The following is a 22678-nucleotide window of genomic DNA, read 5'->3' as shown; positions in this document are numbered from 1 at the left end:
ACCCTTTTAACGCGACTGGCGCGGGAGACGCCAGTTAACCAGGATTAGCCATGATCTTTGCTGAACAAGGCCCTATCACGCAGGATATGGTCATTGCCGCGGCGGCGAGTAAAACCAATCCGGTCAAAGTATTCGAGGATCTGGATCGCCAGTTTGCGCCCGACATTGAGCGTATCGCGGAAGTCGGCCGCGCTGGTTGAACCGCGCGCCAGATCCAGATCGCGGATCATATCGGCGAAAGTAACAATCCGATCGTTACGGTAATAGCGATCTTTGACGATCGCAGTAATCAGCCCCTGCTGTGCCGCCTGTTGCAGCAAGCTGCGCGTCACCTGCTCATCGGCGCCGATCGCTCGCGCCAAATCGCGCACCCACCATGGCTCATCACCAAATAACATGCCCGCTTTTTGCCAGAGCTGCGCCTGCTCGTCGGTAAAGCCCGCTTTGTGATCGGGCAGATGCAGCCAGCCATGGTGGCTATGGATATCGCCATTTTCACGCATCCGCTCAATCAGCGTTAAAACCAGCGCTTCATCTTCCATCGGCAGAGCCATGCGTCGCAAGCGCTCACGGCCGGGGCCCGGTTCATCACGATGTTGCTGGTGATAAACCGCCAGCGTCTCCAGCAACTTGCGTTGCCAGCGTGCCGCAACCGGTGCATTCAGCAGATTATCGCCAGCACGGATATACCCCGGCTGCCCGGCAAGTTGCTCCAGCCCGACAGGGCTGAGCTGGCGTGCCCAGCCAAAGGCGCGGAGATTAACGGCCCCACGCGACAAATGCACGGCCAGCGCCTGCGCATCGCTTGTGGTTTGCGCAAGCGCGGCGATCCATTGCAGGTACTCCGTTTTACGTTTGCCGCGGCGCGGTGAGTTCAGCGCCACTATGCGCGCGCCAGCCAGTGTGCTACGTGCGGAAATATCCCTCAGCACCAGGCGGTCGTTATCCGCAAGCCACAGCGGCGAATCCAGCACCAGCTCTGCAAGGTCATTTTCCAGCAGCGAGACGCGCCCGGTCACGTGGCTGGCGGCATGATGCACATGCACTGGTTGCCACTGCGTCAGCGGAACGTGTGTTTGCAGCGTGACGATCAGGCGTTCTGTTGGCGCATCGGGTTGCTGCGACAGCAGCCAGTCACCACGGGTGAGATCCTCTTTTTGCGCATCACCGGCGATATTCAGGGCGATGCGCTGCCCGGCATGTGCCTGATCAACAGGCTGATTTTGAGCATGCAGGCCTCGCACGCGCATCGGTTTATTCACACCCGTCAGCCACAGCGTATCGCCAACGCGCACCTCGCCGGAGAGCGCAGTGCCCGTGACCACCAGCCCCGCGCCTTTTACGGTAAAAGCGCGATCCAGTGCCAGACGAAAGCGCTGGTGCTCCGGGTGCGTACGCTCTGTAAGCTGCAACAGGTGTTCACGCAACGCATCAATACCGCGCAGGGTGGTTGCCGCCGTCACGAACACCGTCGCGTGTTGATAACCAAAACGCTGCACGGTGGCCTGAACGTCTTCATGCACCTGGGCAATACGCGCCTCATCGACGCGATCGGCCTTGGTCAGCGCCACGGTCAGCGCCGGGTTGCCGGTGAGCTGTAAAATCGCCAGGTGTTCGCACGTTTGCGCCATGACGCCATCATCACAGGCCACCACCAGCAGCGCATGATCAATGCCGCCCACGCCCGCGAGCATATTGGAAAGAAACTTCTCATGCCCCGGAACATCAATAAAGCCCGGTACGCGCCCGTCTGGCTGCGGCCAGTAGGCGTAACCGAGATCGATGGTCATACCGCGTTTTTTCTCTTCCGGCAGGCGGTCTGCATTCACACCGGTAATGGCTTCAATCAACGTGGTTTTGCCGTGGTCAACATGCCCGGCAGTGGCAATAATCATTTCTGCAGCATCTCCAACAAGCGGGATTCATTTTCAAGACAGCGGCAATCCAGCCACAACCGGCCCTCATAAATACGGCCAATCACCGGCTGCGGCAGCGCGCGCAACTGCACGGCCAGCGCTTCCAGCCGACGACCGCTTCCATCGCGCGGGGTGAACGTCAGCGCTGCACCGGGCAGGCGGTCTACCGGCAGCGATCCACTGCCGATTTGCGACAGGCAAGGCTCAACACGCAAGTCAAATTCAGGGTAATGTGACATCAGCGCGTGACGCAGGCGCTGCGCCTGCTCACGGATCTCCTGCTCCGGGCGCGTAAGATAACGCAGCGTGGGCAGCGACTGTGGGAGTTTTTCCGGGTGCAAATAGAGGCGTAACGTGGCCTCCAGCGCGGCCAGTGTCATTTTATCTGCACGCAGCGCACGCTTCAGCGGGTGCTGCTGCAATTGGTCAATCAGTGTTTTTTTACCGACGATAATTCCCGCCTGCGGGCCTCCCAGCAACTTGTCGCCCGAGAAGCTGACCAGGCTAACGCCCGCAGCAATCAGTGATTGCGGCATCGGTTCCTGCGGCAGCCCATACTGGCTTAACGCCACCAGCGAACCACTGCCAAGATCGACAATCACCGGTAGCCCTGCGGCCTCAGCAAGCGCCACCAACTCGCTCTCATCGACCGCTTTAGTAAAGCCTTCAATATGATAATTGCTGGTGTGCACCTTCATCAGCAGCGCGGTATTGTCATTGATGGCTTGCTGATAGTCTTTGGCATGGGTGCGGTTGGTCGTGCCGACTTCATGCAGTACGCAGCCTGCCTGGCGCATCACATCCGGAATGCGAAACGCCCCCCCAATCTCTACCAGTTCGCCACGAGAAACCACTACCTCACGGCCTGCCGCTGTGGCGGCCAGCATTAACAGCACGGCAGCGGCATTGTTATTAACGATGCAGGCATCTTCCGCCCCGGTCAGCTGGCAAAGCAGCGTTGCCAGCGCGCGATCGCGATGCCCTCGCCCGGCACCGTCAAGATCATACTCCAGCGTTACCGGCGAGCTCATCACCCGGGTCACGGCATCAATGGCGGCCTGCGACTGCACGGCGCGGCCTAAATTGGTGTGCAGCACGGTGCCACTGAGGTTAAACACTGGGCGTAATGCGCTGATGTCGCTGCGCGCCAGTCGCTGCCGGGTTTCCTCCGCCCAATGCGGGCACCAGTCTGGCAGTGTCTGCGCGGTACGGATATGCTGACGGGCTTCGTCCTGCATTTCACGCAATGTGCCGGCCACCTGCTGGTGGCCAAACGTCGCTAACAAAGTGGCGAACGCCTCGTCACGTAACAGACGATCGGTTGAAGGGATCTGGCTGTAAAGAGTTGTCATGAAAAGGCCTGGCTGTAGGTTGCCCCCTCCCGTTGGGAGAGGGTTTGACATGTGGGGATTGTACAGCGACTTTGCTCAGGCGGACACCATGCTTATCAAGCCTTTGGCGGGGCGGTGCGGGCAAAACTCTCGCGCAGAAACAGGTTTTCCACCAGTTTGACCAGCAACGGCCGATCAACACACCAGCCGGGGGAAACATGGCGGAAGTTAATGTAATCAATGGCGCAGCCAATGGCGATTGTGGCCAGATTCAGCGTATCCACACTGAGTGTCCCTGTCTGCAGGGCGCTTTCCAGCGCATCCAGACCACGGCTGACTTTCTCCCGCTGGCGCAGCAGCTCGCTTTCGGATTGCTGCTCAACCGGGCGCGCCAGTTCACGTACCGACACCAGTGCGGCATCCATAATCCCGTCGGCAAGAGCTTCAAGCTGGCGAATCTTAAGTGCGGCCATCGCATCCGATGGCACCATCGCCGGGTCAAGTCCTAGTAAATCGAGATACTGCGTGATGATCGGCGAGTCATACCAGACATCGCCTTCATCGGTTACCAGCGCCGGGACCTTGCCAAGCGGATTGAATTGCGCCACGCCATTTACGGCGTGGTAGGGCTGTTCATTGACAAATTCAAAGGTGATGCCCTTTTCCAGCAGGATCACAGAAATTTTACGCACAAAGGGGCTGGTGTAGCTGCCGATCAGTTTCATTGCCGGGTCCTTTTTTCGCCAACTAAACTCTCAGTATGAACCAGGGAATACAGAGTTTCATCCAGATGAAAACTTCGCGGCCTATCTTTTACCGCACTGGAGGGGGTGTAAGGGAGTTACAGTTTGTCCTGCGCGAAAAATGCACAGTTTGCGAGCGATCACACTCAGAAAAGTCCTGGCAAAAATATCTTGTGATTTAGATCACAAATAAATAACAAAGTGTCGAATGAGAAATGTGAAACACATCACATTTAACCCCTTGCAGTGTCTGTTTTTTGTGCTTTGTTCTTTTTTTACACATGTTTTTTGTGATCCTGATCACGACAAATGACCGACTACCCCCTCTATTGATGTGATCCAAGTCACACAAATAGCCGCTATCTGGACAGTTTCCCCATTCGGTGCGAGATTTCGCATCACAGATAACCCAGGTCCGGCTACCTCTGCCGCCACATTAACAACAAACCTCGGGCTTCCGGCCTGTGCGATAGCAAACATAAGAAGGGGTGTTTTATGTCATCCGATATCAAGATCAAGGTGCAAAGCTTTGGTCGATTCCTCAGCAATATGGTGATGCCAAACATCGGCGCGTTTATCGCGTGGGGGATCATCACCGCATTGTTTATTCCTACAGGGTGGTTACCTAACGAGACGCTGGCGAAACTCGTTGGCCCAATGATTACTTACCTGCTGCCGCTGCTCATCGGTTTTACCGGTGGCCGTCTGGTCGGCGGCGATCGTGGCGGTGTCGTCGGCGCGATCACCACAATGGGCGTTATCGTCGGTGCGGATATGCCGATGTTCCTCGGCGCAATGATTGCTGGCCCGCTGGGCGGCTTCTGCATTAAGAAATTTGACGCCGCCGTAGACGGTAAGATCAAATCCGGTTTCGAAATGCTGGTGAATAACTTCTCCGCTGGCATCATCGGTATGATCCTCGCCATCCTGGCGTTCCTCGGCATTGGCCCTGCAGTTGAAGTCCTGTCGAAAGCACTGGCAGCGGGCGTTAACTTCATGGTGGTGCATGACATGCTGCCGCTGGCGTCTGTCTTTGTTGAACCAGCGAAAATCCTGTTCCTCAATAACGCCATAAACCACGGTATCTTCTCACCGCTGGGTATTCAGCAGTCTCATGATATCGGCAAGTCTATCTTCTTCCTGATTGAAGCTAACCCGGGTCCGGGTATGGGCGTTCTGCTGGCCTATATGTTCTTTGGTCGCGGCAGCGCGAAACAGTCTGCTGGCGGTGCGGCTATCATCCACTTCCTGGGCGGCATCCACGAAATTTACTTCCCGTATGTGCTGATGAACCCGCGTCTGCTGCTGGCCGTGATCCTCGGTGGTATGACGGGCGTATTTACGCTGAGCGTACTGAACGGTGGTCTGGTGTCTCCGGCATCTCCGGGTTCCATTCTGGCAGTGCTGGCCATGACGCCAAAAGGCGCTTACTTCGCGAACCTGACGGCTATCTTCGCTGCCCTGATCGTCTCCTTCGTGATCTCTTCTATCCTGCTGAAAACCAGCAAAGTGAAAGAAGAAGAAGACGAAGATATCGAAACGGCTACCCGTCGTATGCAGGACATGAAAGCCCAGTCCAAAGGCGCTACGCCGCTGGCGGCCGGTGACGTGACCAACGACCTGAGCCATGTACGTAAAATCATCGTTGCATGTGATGCCGGTATGGGTTCCAGCGCCATGGGTGCAGGTGTGCTGCGTAAGAAAGTCCAGGATGCCGGTCTGACCCACATCTCGGTGACCAACAGCGCAATCAACAGCCTGCCGTCCGACGTTGACCTGGTCATTACGCACCGCGATCTGACCGAACGTGCAATGCGCCAGGCGCCGCAAGCGCAGCATATTTCGCTGACCAACTTCCTCGATAGCGGCCTGTACACCAATCTGACGGAACGTCTGGTTGCTGCACAGCGCCACACGGACAATGAAGCAAAGGTCAACAGCAGCCTGCAAGATAGCTTTGATGCCTCTAACAGCAACCTATTTAAACTGAGTGCAGAGAATATCTTCCTTGGCCGCACGGCGAGCAACAAAGAAGAAGCGATCCGTTTTGCCGGTGAACAACTGGTGAAAGGCGGCTATGTGCAACCCGAATACGTTGATGCCATGCTGGAGCGTGAAAAACTGACCCCGACCTATCTGGGTGAGTCTATTGCAGTACCGCACGGCACTGTAGAAGCGAAAGATCGCGTGCTGAAAACGGGCGTCGTGTTCTGCCAGTATCCGGCGGGTGTTCGCTTCGGCGAAGAGGAAGATGACATCGCCCGTCTGGTGATCGGCATCGCCGCACGTAACAATGAGCACATCCAGGTGATCACCAGTCTCACCAACGCCCTGGATGACGAGACGGTCATTCAACGTCTGGCTCAGACCACCAGCGTGGAAGAAGTTCTGGCGCTGCTTGGTAAGTAATCCCTTAGCCCGGTCAACTGACCGGGCCGATGCTCTCTCCCCTGCCGGGGAGAGGGCTCGGGTGAGGAGAAATTGACGCGGTTCCTCACCCCAGCCCTCTCGGGTAAAAACATTGATAAAGGTTAATACTATGAAAGCATTACATTTTGGCGCAGGTAATATCGGACGTGGTTTTATCGGCAAATTACTGGCCGACGCGGGGATTGAACTGACATTCGCCGATGTGAATCAGGTGGTTCTCGACGCCCTTAATGCCCGTCATAGCTACCAGGTACATGTGGTGGGTGAAAATGAGCAGGTTGATACCGTTTCCGGGGTTAATGCGGTAAGCAGTATTGGCGACGAGGTGGTGGATTTGATTGCCACTGTTGACCTGGTGACCACCGCAGTGGGGCCTGTCGTGCTGGAGCGCATTGCCCCGGCTATCGCAAAAGGCCTGGCCAAACGCAAAGCTCAGGGGCTTAATGCGCCGCTGAACATTATTGCCTGTGAAAACATGGTGCGCGGCACCACACAGTTGAAAGGCCATGTTATGGCTGCCCTGGACGATGCAGACAAAGCCTGGGTTGAAGAACATGCTGGCTTCGTCGACTCTGCCGTTGACCGTATCGTTCCGCCGTCTGAGTCGGCAACTCACGATCCGCTGGAAGTCACCGTGGAAACCTTCAGCGAATGGATTGTGGATAAAACCCAGTTCAAAGGTACGCTGCCAGACATTCCAGGAATGGAATTAACTGATAACCTGATGGCATTTGTTGAACGTAAGCTCTTCACGCTGAATACCGGGCATGCTATAACCGCGTACCTTGGAAAACAGACCGGCCTTCAAACCATTCGCGACGCCATCCTGGATGCCAACATCCGTGCGGTCGTCAAAGGCGCAATGGAAGAGAGCGGCGCGGTGCTGATCAAGCGTTATGGCTTCGATGCCGATAAGCACGCTGCGTATATTCAGAAAATCCTGGGCCGTTTTGAAAACCCCTATCTGAAAGACGATGTTGAGCGCGTAGGCCGTCAGCCGCTGCGTAAACTGAGCGCTGGCGACCGACTGATTAAACCGTTGCTCGGCACGCTGGAATACAACCTGCCGCATGCCAACCTGGTAAAAGGTATCGCCGCTGCCATGCATTACCGCAGCGAGCAGGATCCGCAGGCGCAGGAGCTGGCCGCGCTTATCGCTGAGAAAGGCCCGCAGGCTGCACTGGCTCAGGTTTCCGGCCTGGAGGTCAACAGCCCGGTCGTTAACGAAGCCGTCAACGCCTATAACGCACAGGCATGATGCCGACTCTGGCGCGGGAGATCCCGCGCCTGTTAACGAAATTGTCAGATATGCAGGCAATAATGGAACAAACGCAGGCTTTCGAAAACCGTGTACTCGAGCGTCTGAATGCGGGCAAAACAGTACGAAGCTTTTTAATCGCTGCCGTTGAGCTACTCAATGAAGCGGTCAATATTCTGGTGCTGCAGGTATTCCGCAAAGACGACTATGCGGTGAAATATGCTGTAGAGCCGCTGCTTGACGGAGATGGACCGCTGGGCAATTTGTCCGTGCGTTTGAAGCTGATTTACGGTCTTGGGGTGATTTCTCGCCCGGAATATGAAGACGCAGAGCTGCTGATGGCGCTGCGCGAAGAGCTGAACCACGACGGCACAGAATACGCCTTCACCGATGATGAGATCCTTGGGCCATTCGGCGAGCTGCACTGTGTTGCCGCCCTGCCGCCAACACCGCTGTTTGATAAAAGCGATCCGAACCTGTTTGCCATGCAAAAACAGCGCTACCAACAAGTGGTGCGATCCACTATGGTGCTGTCGCTCACCGAGCTGATCTCCCGAATCAGTTTAAAAAAGGCATTCCAGAAGTAAACTCCGTTATAAATGCTGTATCCTTATCTTTTATTTCCCCAACAAAACTGAGCCCCATGAAAGAAGTCGAAAAGAACGAAATTAAGCGCCTGAGCGACCGCCTTGACGCGATTCGCCACCAGCAGGCCGCGCTCTCTTTAGTCGAAGCTGCAGATAAATACGCCGAGCTGGAAAAAGAGAAAACCACGCTGGAAGACGAGATCGCCCGTCTGCGCGCGCAGTACATTCAGAAACTGAGTAAAGAAGCGCAGAAACTGATGCAAATGCCGTTCAGCCGCGCCATCACCAAGAAAGAGCAGGCCGATCTCGGCAAACTGAAAAAAAGCGTGCGCGGTCTGGTTGTCGTGCACCCGATGACCGCGCTGGGTCGTGAGATGGGTCTTGATGCCATGACCGGTTTTGCAAAAAGCGAGTTCTGATCCGCGCTTAACAGCCCAGCCTCTCTACGTGAGGGGCACGGGCTGCCCCAATTGGTCCTACCAATCCTCCCTGAATTTCTCTCTGGTTCACAATTCGACAAAATCTGGTCACAGAACATTTGCCTGTGGGTAACATTTGGATAACCATTCGTTATCACAAACCCTACACAACACCATTGGCAGGACCACTTTTACAAAACATGTGACGCAGAGATAAGCACAGACTTACCGCCCGCCTGTTTTGCTGTGGTTCTCAGGAGACCTGCATGAATCTCTGGCAACAGAATTACGACCCAGCCGGCAATATCTGGCTATCCAGTCTGATCGCATCGCTGCCGATCCTGTTTTTCTTTTTTGCGCTGATAAAGCTCAAGCTGAAAGGCTATCTTGCCGCTAGTTGGACGGTCGCCATTGCGCTGGCCGTGGCACTGCTGTTTTATGATATGCCGCTAAAAAATGCGCTGGCCTCGGTGGTGTATGGCTTCTTCTACGGCCTGTGGCCGATTGCCTGGATCATTATCGCCGCCGTCTTTGTGTATAAGATCTCGGTCAAAACCGGGCAGTTTGACATTATTCGCTCGTCCATCCTGTCCATTACACCCGACCAGCGGTTGCAAATGTTGATTGTTGGTTTCTCTTTCGGCGCGTTTCTGGAAGGGGCTGCCGGGTTCGGCGCACCGGTCGCCATTACCGCGGCACTGCTGGTGGGGTTAGGGTTTAATCCGCTCTATGCCGCAGGCCTGTGCTTAATTGTTAACACCGCGCCAGTGGCCTTCGGCGCTATGGGCATCCCGATTCTGGTTGCCGGGCAGGTAACCGGTCTGGACAGCTTTGAAATCGGCCAGATGGTGGGCCGCCAGTTGCCATTCCTGACCATTATTGTGCTGTTCTGGATCATGGCGATTATGGATGGCTGGCGCGGCGTGAAAGAGACCTGGCCTGCGGTGATCGTGGCCGGTGGTTCGTTTGCGATTGCACAATATCTGAGTTCAAACTTTATTGGCCCGGAACTGCCGGACATCATCTCATCGCTGGTGTCTCTGGTGTGCCTGACTCTGTTCCTTAAACGCTGGAAACCCGTACGTATTTTCCGCTTTGGCGATATGGGAGCCGCCCAGGTCGACCTGGATTTAAAACAAACCCAATACAGCGCCGGTCAGGTGCTGCGCGCCTGGTCCCCGTTCCTGTTTTTAACCGCCACCGTCACGCTGTGGAGCGTTCCGCCATTCAAGGCGCTGTTTGCCCCGGGTGGTGCACTGTATGACTGGGTGTTTACTGTTTCCGTACCGTACCTCGATAAACTGGTAGCCCGCATGCCGCCGGTTGTCAGTGCGGCAACGCCTTACGCGGCGGTGTACAAATTTGACTGGTTCTCTGCCACCGGGACAGCCATTTTGTTTGCCGCCATTCTGTCGATTGTCTGGCTGCGCATGAAACCCAGAGACGCTATCAGCACGTTTAAGAGTACGCTGCGTGATCTGGCCTTGCCGATTTACTCCATCGGCATGGTGCTGGCTTTCGCCTTTATTTCTAACTACTCCGGACTGTCATCAACACTGGCGCTGGCACTTGCCCATACTGGCAGCGCGTTCACCTTCTTTTCGCCGTTCCTTGGCTGGCTGGGTGTCTTTCTTACCGGTTCGGATACCTCGTCGAATGCGCTCTTCGCCGCCTTACAAGCCACCGCAGCCCAACAAATTGGTGTGTCAGATATTTTGATGGTGGCGGCCAATACGACCGGTGGCGTGACCGGCAAAATGATCTCGCCTCAGTCGATTGCTATCGCCTGTGCAGCCGTTGGCCTGGTAGGGAAAGAGTCGGATTTGTTCCGCTTCACTGTTAAGCACAGCCTGATTTTCACCTGCATGGTGGGCCTGATTACCACACTTCAGGCCTATGTATTGACCTGGATGATCCCATGAAAGTTTTACCCAGACGCCTCGCCGATGATGTTGCTGATCGCGTGCGGGCGCTGATTGCCGAACAACGCCTGGAAGCGGGCATGAAATTGCCCGCCGAACGCCAACTGGCCGTGCAACTTGGCGTGTCGCGCAACTCATTGCGTGAAGCCCTGTCACGGCTGGTAAGCGAAGGCGTCTTACTGAGCCGTCGCGGCGGCGGCACCTTTGTTCGCTGGCAACACGATGAATGGTCTGAACAAAACATCGTGCAGCCGCTCAAAACGTTGCTGAATGACGACCCGGATTACAGTTTTGATATTCTGGAAGCGCGCCACGCCATTGAGGCCAGCACCGCCTGGCATGCGGCCATGCGCGCCACCGAGGCCGATAAAGAGAAAATCGTGCTGTGCTTTGAGGCCACGCAATCCGACGACCCGGATCTGGCCTCGCAGGCGGATGTGCGCTTTCACCTTGCCATCGCAGAGGCTTCGCATAATGTCGTGTTGCTGCAAACCATGCGTGGATTCTTCGATCTGCTGCAATCGTCGGTCAAACAGAGCCGCCAGCGTATGTACCTCGTTCCCCCCGTTTTTTCACAACTTACTGAACAGCACCAGGCGGTGATGCAGGCGATTGTTGCCGGCGATGCCGATGGCGCACGTCAGGCCATGATGGCGCATCTCGGCTTTGTGCATACCACCATTCGCCAGTTCGATGAAGATCAGGCTCGCCAGGCACGGATCACCCGCCTGCCTGACGAGCAGCTCATTCACTCCAGGGAGAAAAAAGCATGATTATTTCCGCAGCCAGTGACTACCGGGCAGCCGCCAAACGTATTCTGCCGCCATTCCTTTTCCACTATATTGACGGCGGCGCGTATGCCGAATACACCCTGCGCCGCAATGTTGAGGATCTTTCCCAGGTAGCGCTGCGCCAGCGGGTGCTGAAAAATATGTCCGACCTCAGCCTCGAAACCACGCTGTTTAACGAAAAGCTCTCTATGCCGGTTGCGCTGGCACCGGTCGGGCTGTGCGGCATGTATGCCCGCCGTGGCGAAGTCCAGGCTGCGGGAGCCGCCGATGCGAAAGGCATTCCTTTTACGTTGTCGACCGTCTCCGTCTGCCCGATTGAAGAAGTCGCGCCGACCCTGAAACGTCCCATGTGGTTCCAGTTGTATGTGCTGCGTGACCGCGGCTTCATGCGTAATGCGCTGGAGCGAGCCAAAGCGGCGGGATGCTCTACGCTGGTGTTTACCGTTGATATGCCTACGCCGGGCGCGCGCTACCGCGACGCCCACTCCGGGATGAGCGGCCCGAATGCGGCCCTGCGTCGCTACTGGCAGGCAGTTACGCACCCGCAATGGGCATGGGACGTAGGAATGAACGGGCGGCCGCACGATCTGGGCAACATCTCGACTTACCTTGGCAAGCCGACAGGGCTGGAAGACTACATTGGCTGGCTGGCGAAAAACTTCGATCCGTCAATCTCCTGGAAGGACCTGGAGTGGATCCGGGAATTCTGGGACGGTCCGATGGTGATCAAAGGGATCCTGGACGCAGAAGATGCCCGCGATGCAGTGCGCTTTGGTGCAGACGGCATTGTGGTGTCTAACCACGGCGGCCGCCAGCTGGATGGCGTGCTCTCATCTGCCCGTGCGCTGCCGGCGATTGCCGATGCCGTAAAAGGCGATATCGCCATTCTTGCCGACAGCGGTATCCGTAATGGACTTGATGTGGTGCGCATGATTGCGCTCGGCGCAGACTCCGTTCTGCTGGGCCGCGCGTATCTTTACGCGCTGGCAACCCATGGACGTAAAGGCGTGGCCAACCTGCTGGATTTGATCGAAAAAGAAATGAAAGTCGCAATGACGCTGACTGGCGCGCGTTCGATTAGCGAAATCAGCAAGGCATCGCTGGTACAGGAGCTAAGCCAGTTGCCTGCTGCACTGGCGCCGCTGGCACACGGCGATGCAGCCTGAGTAAAAAACCCTCTCCCCGTTCCGGGGAGAGTGCTATCCTCTGCCCCGCGTTTTTACCAGGGGCTGCACAATGTTAAATATCGTTTTATTCGAACCAGAAATCCCGCCCAACACCGGGAATATCATCCGCCTGTGTGCGAATACCGGCTTTAGCCTGCATATTATCGAACCGATGGGGTTTACCTGGGACGATAAACGTCTGCGCCGCGCCGGGCTGGATTACCATGAATTTGCCGCCGTAAAGCGCCACCACGATTATGCCGCTTTCGTTGCTGCCGAACAGCCGCAGCGTCTGTTTGCGCTGACCACCAAAGGGACGCCAGCACACAGTGCGGTGAGTTACGAAGACGGGGATTATTTAATGTTCGGCCCGGAAACCCGTGGATTGCCAGCGACCATTCTCGATGCGCTGCCGCCTGAGCAAAAAATCCGTATTCCGATGATGCCGGGCAGCCGCAGCATGAACCTGTCTAACGCCGTATCGGTGGTGGTCTATGAGGCCTGGCGCCAGTTAGGTTACCCTGGCGCAGTACTGCGCAGTTGATGCGTTGCCTGCGCAGAGATTTTTTCTGGCGCAGGCAAGTTGAAAGAGACAGCGCGAAAAAACGCAGCGTACTCAACGTGCGTGAAGGCAAAAAGCACTGACCCGGTTCACTCTGGCGAGTAACACCGTCAGAAAATCAGATCCCGTCGCCGTATTCAAACCCGTGGTTAATGCCGTTAAAGTGCTGATCCATATCCATTGAGGGTTTGTCGCTTTCGGGTTTACCCACAATGCGTGCCGGCACGCCTGCAGCGGTAGTGTGCGGCGGAACGGGTTGCAATACCACGGAGCCCGCGCCTATTTTCGCGCCGCGCCCTACTTCAATATTGCCCAGGATCTTCGCGCCTGCGCCAATCATCACGCCTTCGCGGATTTTTGGATGGCGATCGCCCGATGTTTTTCCGGTCCCGCCCAGCGTTACCGATTGCAGAATAGACACATCGTCTTCAATGACCGCCGTTTCCCCTACCACAATGCCGGTTGCGTGATCGAGCATAATGCCGCGACCAATTTTCGCCGCCGGGTGAATGTCCACCTGGAAGCTTACCGACACCTGGTTTTGCAGGAAAATCGCCAGCGCACGACGCCCTTGTAGCCATAGCCAGTGACCAATGCGATAAGCCTGCAGCGCATGAAAACCTTTCAGGTAGAGCAGCGGCGTGGAGTATTTATCCACTGCCGGGTCACGCGTGCGCACAGCCTGAATATCACAGGCCGCAGAGGCAATCATTTCCGGATCGGCTGCGTAGGCCTCTTCCACCACTTCACGAATGGCAATAGCCGGCATGATCGGCGACGCCAGCTTGTTCGCCAGCATATAACTCAGTGCGCTGCCCAGGTTTTCATGTTTGAGCAGCGTGGCATGGTAAAAACTGGCCAGCATGGGCTCGCAATCCGCCAGCGCACGGGCTTCGGCTTTGATATTGTTCCAGACCAGATCCAGTTCTTCACACGGCATTGCTTACTCCATGACTCTCTGCGTTTCGGTACATTAAATCCTTCTGGCGCGTGGACGTGGCAAGCCTGAGCAGCCCCGGTAAGTGACCGGGGTGCGCAGACAGCGCCAACAGAGAGACGGCCTGAAGGATGACGTATTGCTAGTGGTTGCTGCGCTCGTCTTTACGGGCACGACCTAACAGGGTCAATGCTGCCTCGCGCGCATTTTTTCCGCAATACAATACCTGATAAATTTCCTCGGTTATTGGCATTTCGACGCCAAACCGGTGCGCCAGCGCGCGCACTTCTTTGGTATTGCGGTAGCCTTCCACCACCTGGCCTATCTTGTCCTGGGCGCTTTGCACATCCATGCCCTGACCAAGCATCATGCCGAAACGGCGATTGCGTGACTGATTATCGGTACATGTCAGCACCAGATCGCCCAACCCCGCCATTCCCATAAAGGTTGCCGGATCGGCGCCCAACGCAGCGCCAAGGCGCGACATTTCGGTCAGGCCACGCGTGATCAGTGCCGTGCGCGCATTTGCGCCAAAACCAATGCCGTCAGACATGCCTGCGCCAATCGCAATGACGTTTTTCACCGCGCCGCCCAGCTGCACGCCAATAAAGTCCGGGTTGCTGTAAACGCGGAAGCTTTTGCCGCAGTGTAGAAGTTGCTGAAGATCCTCTGCGAACTGCGCATCGGTCGAAGCCAGCGAAATCGCCGTTGGCAAGCCAGCCGCCAGTTCTTTGGCGAACGTCGGCCCAGAGATCACCGCCAGCGGAATCTCTTCGCCCAGCGCTTCACGCGCAACATCTTCCAGCAACCGGCCTGTTTCAGCTTCAAGGCCTTTAGTGGCCCAGACAATGCGCGCATCGTGCCGCATCAGCGGTTTAATTTGCGTCAGCACGGTACCAAAAACATGGCTTGGCACCACCACCAGAATATTGCGGCTGGCTGCCAGCGCTTGCGCAAGGTCGCTTTCTAAATGGAGCGTATCGGGAAAAGGCACATCGGGGAGGAACGCGGCGTTACAACGGTCATGTTGCAGGGCCGCGATATGTTTTGGGTCATGGCCCCAGAGCACAACCTGGTGACCATTTCTCGCCAGCGTGATGGCAAGAGCGGTGCCGTAAGAACCGGCACCGATCACAGTCATTGCAGCATTAAGTGCGTTCATCAGGCATCCTGATGTTCTTCGGCACCTTCGCCAGTCTGCTGTTGCAGGTAATTCATGAACAGCGCATCAAAGTTAACCGGCGCGAGGTTCAGTTGCGGGAATGTACCGCGGGACACCAGGCTGGTGATGCATTCACGGGCATACGGGAACAGGATGTTCGGGCAGTATGCGCCAAGGCAATGCGCCATCTGGGTACCTTCGATACCGTCGATAGAGAAGATACCGCCCTGCTGTACTTCACACAGGAAGCCAGTCTCTTCGCCCAGGGAAGCGGTTACGGTTACGCGAAGAACCACTTCATAAACGCCTTCTGCCAGTTGCGTGGAGGCGGTGTCGAGATCCAGTTTCACTTCCGGCTGCCACTCTTTCTGGAAGATGTGTGGCGCATTCGGCGCTTCGAAAGAGATATCTTTCGTATAAATACGCTGAATCTGGAAAGTCATTTCGGTGTTGTTTTGTTCAGACATGAGTGAATAACCCTTAAGTGTTGTAGTGCTTCAAAGCATTAACGCAACAGCGGATCCAGCCCGCCACGCGCATCCAGCGCATATAAATCGTCGCAGCCGCCAATGTGCTGCGCATCAATAAAAATCTGCGGAACCGTTGTACGGCCACTACGTTGAATCATCTCTTCACGTTTTACCGCATCGCCATCAATCGGCAGCTCAGCAAAAGCCACGCCTTTGCTGCTCAACAGCGCTTTTGCACGGTGGCAAAACGGGCAGGTTGCTTTCGTGTAGATTTCAATATTGGCCATCACTTTTCTCCGGGTTTAACCCAGCGGGCGCTTTCCCGCCGGGCAAATTATTTACCGCGAACTAACGGCAGATTCTCTCCGATCCAGCCGGAGATACCATCTTTCAGCACGTAGACTTTTTCAAAGCCCGCGCTGGTCAACGCATTTGCCGGTGCCTGCGCCTGCATACCCGTTCCATCAACCACGATGACAGGCGCGCTTTTGTGTTTCTCAAGCTCACCTACATTATTGGCTTTGATCTCGTTTGGCAGCAAATTCACGGAGCCTGCAATGTGACCTTTACGGAAATCATCACGCTGGCGCAAATCCACCACGATGGCGTCTTCTTTATTGATCAAGCGTGTGGCTTCGCCGCGAGAAATCACTTTCACTTTAGACGCAAGGCCTTTGAAAGTGGTGAACAGCACCGCCCCGAGTAACGCCACCCAGGCGATACACAGTATGGGGTTGCGGCCAATAAATTGCATAATTTCTTGCATCTGGGGTAACGACTCCCGACTAAGTGATTAAAAAAACCAGGACAGGAGTATACCTGCGCAGTGTGGCAAATACAGCCAGCGAGGACGACGGAATGCATTTTCTGCGGAGTGTTACGAAAAAAATGAAGATAAGTGGCGAAAACTCACCGTCGAGCCGCCGCTTTTTTTGATCTTCTGCGGCTATTTGATCGATTCAGCTGTAGTAAAATTACGCAAATTTTTTTGTCTCTGAGCAAGAGGTTGTCGCAATGTCGGTTTCTAAAAAACCTATGGTACTGGTGATCCTGGATGGCTACGGCTACCGTGAAGACCAGCAAGATAACGCCATTTTTAACGCCAAAACCCCGGTAATGGATCAACTGTGGGCAACTCGTCCTCATACCCTGATTGATGCCTCCGGGCTGGAAGTCGGTCTGCCGGATCGTCAGATGGGTAACTCTGAAGTGGGCCATGTCAACCTTGGCGCCGGTCGCATTGTTTACCAGGATCTGACCCGTCTTGACGTGGAAATCAAAGAACGCACCTTCTTCAGCAACCCGGTACTGTCTGGCGCGGTGGACAACGCTGTTGCCGCAGGCAAAGCGGTACACATTATGGGCCTGCTCTCTGCTGGCGGCGTGCACAGCCATGAAGACCACATTATGGCAATGGTAGAGCTGGCTGCTGAACGCGGTGCAGAAAAAATCTACCTGCATGCCTTCCTGGACGGACGTGATACCCCGCCGCGCAGCGCTGAATCTTCACTGAAAAAATTCGAGGATAAATTCGCCGCGCTCGGCAAAGGCCGCGTCGCCTCCATTATTGGTCGCTACTTCGCCATGGACCGCGATAACCGCTGGGATCGTGTTGAGCATGCTTATGATCTGATGACTCAGGCCAAAGGCGAGTTCACCTTCGACAGCGCCGTTGCCGGTTTGCAGGCAGCCTATGCACGTGACGAAAACGATGAGTTCGTTAAAGCCACTGTGATCCGTGCTGCGGGTCAACCAGACGCCGCCATGCAAGACGGCGATGCGCTGATTTTCATGAACTTCCGTGCTGACCGCGCGCGTGAAATCACTCGCGCCTTTGTAAATGCGGACTTCGACGGCTTTGCGCGTAAGAAAGTGGTGAAACTTGCCGATTTCGTCATGCTGACCGAATATGCCGCCGACATCAAAGCCGCCGTTGCCTATCCGCCTGCATCACTGGCAAATACACTGGGTGAATGGATGACAAAACACCACAAAACCCAGTTGCGTATTTCCGAAACCGAAAAATATGCCCACGTGACCTTCTTCTTTAACGGTGGCGTTGAAGAGCCGTTCCCGGGTGAAGATCGCATTCTGATCAACTCCCCGAAAGTGGCGACTTACGACCTGCAGCCCGAAATGAGCTCTGCAGAATTAACCGAAAAATTGGTCGGCGCGATCACCAGCGGTAAGTACGACACCATCATTTGTAACTACCCGAACGGGGATATGGTCGGTCATACGGGCGTGTTTGACGCCGCTGTTGCCGCTGTTGAAGCGCTGGATCTCTGTGTAGCAGAAGTGACCAAAGCGGTGGAAGCCGTTGGCGGCCAGTTGCTGATCACCGCAGACCACGGCAATGCCGAGCAAATGCGTGACCCATCAACCGGCCAGGCGCACACCGCGCATACCAATCTGCCGGTACCGTTGATCTACATTGGCGACAAGGCCGTGAAGGCGATTGCTGGTGGTAAACTTTCCGACATCGCGCCGACAATGTTGACGCTGATGGGCATGGAAATCCCGCAAGAGATGACTGGTAAGCCGCTGTTCATCGTGGAATAATCGCTCCCCATGAGGGGAAAGGCGATTTTTTCTATTACCTGGGGCGGAATTCGGCCCCTGATCTGCGCCAGCGCACTCTGCGCTGGCGCATTGCTGTGCGCCGTATCAGCCCATGCGGACGATCGCGACCAGTTGAAATCCATTCAGGCTGATATCGCCGAAAAAGAACGCGCGGTACGCCAGCAACAGCAACAACGCGCCGGGCTTCTTGCCCAACTCAAGGCGCAGGAACAGGCCATTTCCGCCGCCGCCCGCCAGCTGCATGAAACGCAAACCACCCTCGCCCAACTGAATAAACAGATTGATGAGATGAATGCATCCATCGCCAAACTGGAACGCCAGCGCGCAACGCAGGAACATAACCTTGCGGCCCAACTGGATGCGGCATTTCGCCAGGGTGAGCATACCGGTATTCAACTGATTTTAAGCGGTGAAGAGAGTCAGCGCGGCCAGCGTTTGCAGGCCTACTTTGGTTATCTTAACCAGGCGCGCCAGGAAACAATTGCCCAGTTGAAACAGACGCGGGAAGAGGTTGCCTCGCAGAAAGCCGAACTGGAAGAGAAACAGAGCCAGCAACAGACGCTGTTGTATGAGCAAAAAGCACAGCAGGCGAAGCTGGAGCAGGCACGTAACGAGCGGCAAAAAACCCTGAGCGGGCTGGAGTCCTCTATTCAGGCAGGCCAGCAACAGTTGAGCGAACTGCGCGCCAACGAATCACGTTTGCGCGACCGTCTTGCCCGTGCAGAAGCCGCCGCAAAAGCCCGTGCCGAGCGTGAAGCCCGCGAAGCGCAGGCAGTGCGCGATCGGCAGAAAGACGCCAGCCGCAAAGGCACCACCTACAAACCGACAGAGAGCGAACGCTCGCTCATGTCCCGCACCGGCGGGCTGGGTTCGCCCTCCGGTCAGGCTATCTGGCCGGTTCGCGGCCCGTTACTCCATCGTTATGGCGAACAATTGCAGGGTGAGCTACGTTGGAAAGGGATTGTTATCGGTGCGTCTGAAGGCAGCGAAGTCAAAGCTGTCGCCGATGGTCGCGTGATCCTTGCCGACTGGCTGCAAGGTTATGGCCTGGTGGTCGTGGTTGAGCACGGCAAGGGCGACATGAGCCTTTATGGCTACAACCAGAGCGCGCTGGTCAGCGTGGGTACGCAGGTGCGCGCCGGTCAGCCGATAGCACTCGTTGGCAGCAGTGGCGGTCAGGGCCGGCCATCACTCTATTTCGAAATTCGCCGTCAGGGTCAGGCGGTCAATCCACAACCGTGGTTGGGAAGATAAGTTTTGCTTCAATTTCGTCGTATTGTTCTCACGCTGGGTAGCGTGCTGGCTTTTTCCTCGCCGGCGTTTGCCGGAAAACTGGCCATCGTAATCGACGACTTTGGCTACCGTCCGCAGACTGAAAACCAGGTGCTGGCCATGCCGCAGGCGGTTTCCGTCGCGGTGTTACCAAATGCGACACACGCGCGGGAAATGGCCACCAAAGCTCATAACAGCGGCCATGAAGTGCTGATCCATCTGCCGATGGCTCCCCTCAGTAAGCAACCGCTGGAAAAAGACACTCTGCGCCCGGATATGAGCAGCACCGAGATCGAACGCATCATCAGCGATGCCGTCAGCAAAGTGCCTTACGCTGTGGGTCTGAATAATCATATGGGCAGCGCCATGACCTCCAGCCTGTTCGGGATGCAAAAAGTGATGCAGGCGCTGGAACGCTACAATCTCTATTTTCTCGACAGCATGACCATCGGCAACAGCCAGGCGCTGCATGCCGCGGCGGGTACTGGCGTGAAAGTGATCAAACGCAAAGTGTTCCTTGACGATACACAAAACGAAGCCGACATTCGCCGCCAGTTCGATCGGGCTGTGGAGCTGGCACGCCGTAATGGTTCCGCCATCGCGATTGGCCATCCTCACCCGGCAACCGTGCGTGTCTTGCAACAGGTTATCTACACTCTGCCCGCCGATATTACGCTGGTGCGCCCGAGTAGCCTCCTGAATGAGCCGCAAATCGATAATGCGAGGCCCGGCGGCATCGCCCCGCCACCCCCGCGTAACCCCTTCCGTGGCGTGAAACTGTGCAAAACAAAACAGAAATTGCAGCCTGTTGACGCCACCCGCTTCTTTACGGTACTGGGTGAGAGCATCAGCGAGAGTTCGCTCACCCAATACCTGCATCAGCAATGGCAAGGTTGGGGCAAAAAAGCGTAATTTTTGCAGAATGCGAACCGGGTTCTCTATAATGCGGCCTGGTTTTGCATCGCAAACAGGTTCCGTCATGCCGCAAAGACACAAAATCCTCCTGCTGGATACCGGCAACGAATGGGGGGGTGGCACAAACAGTATGCTCGAGCTGCTGAAGCGGATTGATCGCCAGAAGTTTGATATTACTTGCTGTTTCTACAAGGATTACAGCCGCGCGCAAGGGCAAACGATCGGTCAGGTGCTGAACAGCATCGGCATCCCGCTGGTAATTATTCCTCAGTGCAGGCAACCTGCATGGGCAAAACTGACGAAAGAGCTGGGACGCAGCCTGCTGTTTTTCTCACGCAGCGCGCGCAAAGCGTTCGTGCGGCGTATTGACCGCTTGTGGCGAATTTTGCCCAATGCCAGCGCAATAGAAACGCTGTTGAAGAACGGCCATTTCGACACGCTGTACATGAACAACCAGCCCGCCACCAACGAAGAGGGTTACCTCGCGGCCGCCAGGTTGCCAGTTCGCCTGGTACAACATTGCCGCATTGAACCGGTGCTCCCCCCGCCTGTGGTTAACCTGGTTAACCAGCATGTGACGAAGGTGATTGCCGTTTCACACGGCGTTGAACGGGTTTTGCTAAAACACGGTGTCAAACCCGCCCTGTGCACCACGGTCAATAATGCCATTGATATTCATCAACCGCTGCCGGATCGCCAGGCCATGCGTCAACAACTGGGGCTGGATGACGACACTTTCGTGTTCGGCAGTGTTGGCTCGCTGATCCAACGTAAAGCAAATCATCATACGCTCACTGCGTTGAGCCTGTTTCACCAACGCCACCCGCAAGCAAAATGGAAAATGATCCTCGTAGGCGAAGGGGGTGAGCGCAACGCATTGACGCAACAGGCGAAGGCATCAGGCATTGCGGATAAGGTGCTGTTCACCGGTTTTCAGAATACGCCCTTCGATTATCTTTCTACCTTCGATGCGTTTATTCTGGCGTCGCAAAGTGAAGGCCTGCCCCGCGTTGTGCTGGAAGCCATGTTGCTTGGTATTCCGGTTGTTGGCTCAGATGTGACCGGCACCGCCGAGCTGATTGAACACCAGTCCACCGGGTTGCTGTTCCCGTGGAGCGACGTCGGGCAATTGTCTGCCCACCTTGAACAGATCTGGAGCAATGCCGCACTGCGGCAACAACTGGCCGCCCGCGCAAACGAGAAGATACGCAGCACCTACGCAATAGAGCATTACGTGCAGGGTGTCGAAGCGGTGCTGGATCCTGAATATTCACAACGAGACGGACATGTTTAAATTTCTGAACGCGAGATATCGCCATATTACGAGTCGGCATAACCTTCCTTACCGCTCGCTTCCGGCGTCTGATAAGCGCATTGCGGTCGATTCGGTTGTTATTCCCTGCACCGGCGCAGACTTCGTTGAAGAAGCGCTGCTTTCGGCGACCTTTGCCGAACGTTTTGCCGATCGCGTGAGCGAAATCGTGATTGTGACGGACCAACCCGAATCTGCATTTGGTCAACTGCCTGCCAGGACGCGCGTCGTCACGCTGGATTTACCGAAACGCGAAGAAAGCTATCGCTACAAGCAGATCTATTTGAGCAGGCTGATTAAGCTCAACGCGCCGCTACAGGCTCGCGGTGAAGGGGTGCTGATGATCGACTCCGATCTCAACCTGCTAAAAATGCCCGACATCAACATGGCGGATATGCATATCTACTCCAGCTTCCGTCAGGGCAAAATGATTGCCAAGCTGGACGGCGCACCCGCAGAAAACGTACCGGCTTACTATAAAGAGACCGTGCGCCCTTATCTGGTTGATCATGTTAACGGTGCCTTCCTGGCGGCGACCAAAAAGACCTGGCGGCGTATTTGCCCGCTCTGGCTGACTCTTTTTCAGGATACCTGGGAGCTAATGGAAGACAGCCAGCCGCCGACTGACCAGCTGCCGCTGGCTGCATTACTGGATATGCTCGACCTGAAAACGGTAAACCTGGGCGACTGGATGAACTGGCCGGTGTCGAAGAAAATCGGCGGTCAGGAAGCGGTGATCCCCTCGGAGGTGATTGGCGCACACGGCGGCTTCCCCCTTTCGGAATGGCAGAAATATCTGGCATCAACCGATAGCAAGTTATTGTTTAAAGGGCAGGATTATACGCGCAAAGTGCGCTACCTGACGGACAAAGAGAAACAGCAGCAACAATCATGATAAAGGG

At 55.8% G+C, this 22678-nt stretch carries 21 protein-coding genes; 13 read left to right on the top strand and 8 right to left on the bottom strand.

Annotation, left to right across the window (positions count from 1 at the left end; genetic code table 11):
* Positions 1-44 precede the first annotated feature (44 nt).
* From selB to ACUY4S_RS00760, 3 genes are all read right to left on the bottom strand, one after another.
* A complete protein-coding gene (gene selB, locus ACUY4S_RS00770) occupies positions 45-1895 on the bottom strand; it encodes a selenocysteine-specific translation elongation factor (RefSeq protein WP_312690103.1) in 1851 nt (616 codons plus the stop codon).
* Positions 1892-3268: an L-seryl-tRNA(Sec) selenium transferase gene (gene selA, locus ACUY4S_RS00765; RefSeq protein WP_458022979.1), complete on the bottom strand. Its 1377-nt coding sequence runs from the start codon at positions 3266-3268 to the stop codon at positions 1892-1894. The genes selB and selA overlap by 4 nt, the downstream gene beginning before the upstream one ends.
* A gap of 95 nt (positions 3269-3363) precedes the next feature.
* Complete coding sequence (locus ACUY4S_RS00760) at positions 3364-3972, bottom strand: glutathione S-transferase (protein ID WP_312690107.1); 609 nt, start codon at positions 3970-3972, stop codon at positions 3364-3366.
* 513 nt (positions 3973-4485) lie between these two features.
* Between ACUY4S_RS00760 and ACUY4S_RS00755 the strand changes: the two genes are divergently transcribed.
* From ACUY4S_RS00755 to trmL, 8 genes are all read left to right on the top strand, one after another.
* Positions 4486-6399, top strand: a complete 1914-nt coding sequence (locus ACUY4S_RS00755; RefSeq protein WP_458022980.1) for a PTS mannitol transporter subunit IICBA — start codon at positions 4486-4488, stop codon at positions 6397-6399.
* Positions 6400-6529: 130 nt separating this feature from the next.
* A complete protein-coding gene (gene mtlD / locus ACUY4S_RS00750) occupies positions 6530-7678 on the top strand; it encodes a mannitol-1-phosphate 5-dehydrogenase (RefSeq protein ID WP_458022981.1) in 1149 nt (382 codons plus the stop codon).
* Positions 7678-8265, top strand: coding sequence for a mannitol operon repressor MtlR (mtlR, locus tag ACUY4S_RS00745; protein WP_312690209.1), 588 nt, complete (start codon positions 7678-7680; stop codon positions 8263-8265). Before mtlD ends, mtlR begins: the two co-directional genes overlap by 1 nt.
* A gap of 56 nt (positions 8266-8321) precedes the next feature.
* The gene (locus ACUY4S_RS00740) at positions 8322-8684 is read left to right on the top strand and encodes a YibL family ribosome-associated protein (protein ID WP_458022982.1); all 363 of its coding nucleotides are present in this window, start codon (positions 8322-8324) and stop codon (positions 8682-8684) included.
* Between the two features lie 266 nt (positions 8685-8950).
* Positions 8951-10606 (top strand): L-lactate permease, encoded by a 1656-nt coding sequence (lldP, locus tag ACUY4S_RS00735; RefSeq protein ID WP_312690113.1) that lies wholly within the window; start codon positions 8951-8953, stop codon positions 10604-10606.
* Entirely contained in the window at positions 10603-11379 is a 777-nt protein-coding gene (lldR, locus tag ACUY4S_RS00730; protein WP_312690115.1) for a transcriptional regulator LldR, read from the top strand. The genes lldP and lldR overlap by 4 nt, the downstream gene beginning before the upstream one ends.
* Positions 11376-12563: an FMN-dependent L-lactate dehydrogenase LldD gene (lldD, locus tag ACUY4S_RS00725; protein WP_312690117.1), complete on the top strand. Its 1188-nt coding sequence runs from the start codon at positions 11376-11378 to the stop codon at positions 12561-12563. Before lldR ends, lldD begins: the two co-directional genes overlap by 4 nt.
* Positions 12564-12633: 70 nt before the next feature.
* Complete coding sequence (gene trmL / locus ACUY4S_RS00720; protein WP_458022983.1) at positions 12634-13107, top strand: tRNA (uridine(34)/cytosine(34)/5-carboxymethylaminomethyluridine(34)-2'-O)-methyltransferase TrmL; 474 nt, start codon at positions 12634-12636, stop codon at positions 13105-13107.
* A 136-nt stretch (positions 13108-13243) separates the two neighbouring features.
* On the opposite strand, the gene cysE is transcribed toward trmL, so the two are convergent.
* From cysE to ACUY4S_RS00695, 5 genes are all read right to left on the bottom strand, one after another.
* Positions 13244-14065, bottom strand: coding sequence for a serine O-acetyltransferase (cysE, locus tag ACUY4S_RS00715; protein ID WP_312690119.1), 822 nt, complete (start codon positions 14063-14065; stop codon positions 13244-13246).
* Between the two features lie 139 nt (positions 14066-14204).
* On the bottom strand, positions 14205-15224 hold the full coding sequence (gpsA, locus tag ACUY4S_RS00710) for an NAD(P)H-dependent glycerol-3-phosphate dehydrogenase (RefSeq protein ID WP_458022984.1): 1020 nt from the start codon (positions 15222-15224) through the stop codon (positions 14205-14207).
* Positions 15224-15691, bottom strand: coding sequence for a protein-export chaperone SecB (secB, locus tag ACUY4S_RS00705; protein ID WP_312690123.1), 468 nt, complete (start codon positions 15689-15691; stop codon positions 15224-15226). The genes gpsA and secB overlap by 1 nt, the downstream gene beginning before the upstream one ends.
* Positions 15692-15729: 38 nt before the next feature.
* The gene (gene grxC, locus ACUY4S_RS00700; RefSeq protein WP_312690124.1) at positions 15730-15981 is read right to left on the bottom strand and encodes a glutaredoxin 3; all 252 of its coding nucleotides are present in this window, start codon (positions 15979-15981) and stop codon (positions 15730-15732) included.
* Between the two features lie 47 nt (positions 15982-16028).
* Positions 16029-16460 carry a rhodanese-like domain-containing protein gene (locus ACUY4S_RS00695; protein ID WP_312690125.1) on the bottom strand — a complete coding sequence of 144 codons (432 nt, stop codon included), beginning with the start codon at positions 16458-16460 and terminating at the stop codon, positions 16029-16031.
* 248 nt (positions 16461-16708) lie between these two features.
* Between ACUY4S_RS00695 and gpmM the strand changes: the two genes are divergently transcribed.
* The 5 genes from gpmM (at position 16709) to ACUY4S_RS00670 (ending at position 22671) form a co-directional block, all read left to right on the top strand.
* Complete coding sequence (gene gpmM, locus ACUY4S_RS00690) at positions 16709-18256, top strand: 2,3-bisphosphoglycerate-independent phosphoglycerate mutase (protein WP_458022985.1); 1548 nt, start codon at positions 16709-16711, stop codon at positions 18254-18256.
* Positions 18257-18265: 9 nt separating this feature from the next.
* Positions 18266-19531 (top strand): murein hydrolase activator EnvC, encoded by a 1266-nt coding sequence (envC, locus tag ACUY4S_RS00685; protein ID WP_312690129.1) that lies wholly within the window; start codon positions 18266-18268, stop codon positions 19529-19531.
* A gap of 3 nt (positions 19532-19534) precedes the next feature.
* Complete coding sequence (locus ACUY4S_RS00680; protein WP_312690131.1) at positions 19535-20461, top strand: divergent polysaccharide deacetylase family protein; 927 nt, start codon at positions 19535-19537, stop codon at positions 20459-20461.
* Between the two features lie 67 nt (positions 20462-20528).
* On the top strand, positions 20529-21758 hold the full coding sequence (locus ACUY4S_RS00675; RefSeq protein ID WP_458022986.1) for a glycosyltransferase: 1230 nt from the start codon (positions 20529-20531) through the stop codon (positions 21756-21758).
* Positions 21751-22671: a hypothetical protein gene (locus ACUY4S_RS00670; RefSeq protein WP_458022987.1), complete on the top strand. Its 921-nt coding sequence runs from the start codon at positions 21751-21753 to the stop codon at positions 22669-22671. The genes ACUY4S_RS00675 and ACUY4S_RS00670 overlap by 8 nt, the downstream gene beginning before the upstream one ends.
* The last annotated feature ends 7 nt before the right edge of the window (positions 22672-22678 follow it).

It is taken from the genome of Kosakonia beeri (genome assembly GCF_054165705.1).
The sequence above is the reverse complement of the archived record's forward strand: the minus strand, read 5'-3'. Positions and strand labels throughout refer to the sequence as shown.

What these genes read in the sequence shown, in the direction of transcription:
- selB (WP_312690103.1), bottom strand. Translation starts at nt 1,895, where the DNA reads ATGATTATTGCCACTGCCGGGCATGTTGACCACGGCAAAACCACGTTG.
- selA (WP_458022979.1), bottom strand. Translation starts at nt 3,268, where the DNA reads ATGACAACTCTTTACAGCCAGATCCCTTCAACCGATCGTCTGTTACGT.
- ACUY4S_RS00760 (WP_312690107.1), bottom strand. Translation starts at nt 3,972, where the DNA reads ATGAAACTGATCGGCAGCTACACCAGCCCCTTTGTGCGTAAAATTTCT.
- ACUY4S_RS00755 (WP_458022980.1), top strand. Translation starts at nt 4,486, where the DNA reads ATGTCATCCGATATCAAGATCAAGGTGCAAAGCTTTGGTCGATTCCTC.
- mtlD (WP_458022981.1), top strand. Translation starts at nt 6,530, where the DNA reads ATGAAAGCATTACATTTTGGCGCAGGTAATATCGGACGTGGTTTTATC.
- mtlR (WP_312690209.1), top strand. Translation starts at nt 7,678, where the DNA reads ATGCCGACTCTGGCGCGGGAGATCCCGCGCCTGTTAACGAAATTGTCA.
- ACUY4S_RS00740 (WP_458022982.1), top strand. Translation starts at nt 8,322, where the DNA reads ATGAAAGAAGTCGAAAAGAACGAAATTAAGCGCCTGAGCGACCGCCTT.
- lldP (WP_312690113.1), top strand. Translation starts at nt 8,951, where the DNA reads ATGAATCTCTGGCAACAGAATTACGACCCAGCCGGCAATATCTGGCTA.
- lldR (WP_312690115.1), top strand. Translation starts at nt 10,603, where the DNA reads ATGAAAGTTTTACCCAGACGCCTCGCCGATGATGTTGCTGATCGCGTG.
- lldD (WP_312690117.1), top strand. Translation starts at nt 11,376, where the DNA reads ATGATTATTTCCGCAGCCAGTGACTACCGGGCAGCCGCCAAACGTATT.
- trmL (WP_458022983.1), top strand. Translation starts at nt 12,634, where the DNA reads ATGTTAAATATCGTTTTATTCGAACCAGAAATCCCGCCCAACACCGGG.
- cysE (WP_312690119.1), bottom strand. Translation starts at nt 14,065, where the DNA reads ATGCCGTGTGAAGAACTGGATCTGGTCTGGAACAATATCAAAGCCGAA.
- gpsA (WP_458022984.1), bottom strand. Translation starts at nt 15,224, where the DNA reads ATGAACGCACTTAATGCTGCAATGACTGTGATCGGTGCCGGTTCTTAC.
- secB (WP_312690123.1), bottom strand. Translation starts at nt 15,691, where the DNA reads ATGTCTGAACAAAACAACACCGAAATGACTTTCCAGATTCAGCGTATT.
- grxC (WP_312690124.1), bottom strand. Translation starts at nt 15,981, where the DNA reads ATGGCCAATATTGAAATCTACACGAAAGCAACCTGCCCGTTTTGCCAC.
- ACUY4S_RS00695 (WP_312690125.1), bottom strand. Translation starts at nt 16,460, where the DNA reads ATGCAAGAAATTATGCAATTTATTGGCCGCAACCCCATACTGTGTATC.
- gpmM (WP_458022985.1), top strand. Translation starts at nt 16,709, where the DNA reads ATGTCGGTTTCTAAAAAACCTATGGTACTGGTGATCCTGGATGGCTAC.
- envC (WP_312690129.1), top strand. Translation starts at nt 18,266, where the DNA reads ATGAGGGGAAAGGCGATTTTTTCTATTACCTGGGGCGGAATTCGGCCC.
- ACUY4S_RS00675 (WP_458022986.1), top strand. Translation starts at nt 20,529, where the DNA reads ATGCCGCAAAGACACAAAATCCTCCTGCTGGATACCGGCAACGAATGG.
- ACUY4S_RS00670 (WP_458022987.1), top strand. Translation starts at nt 21,751, where the DNA reads ATGTTTAAATTTCTGAACGCGAGATATCGCCATATTACGAGTCGGCAT.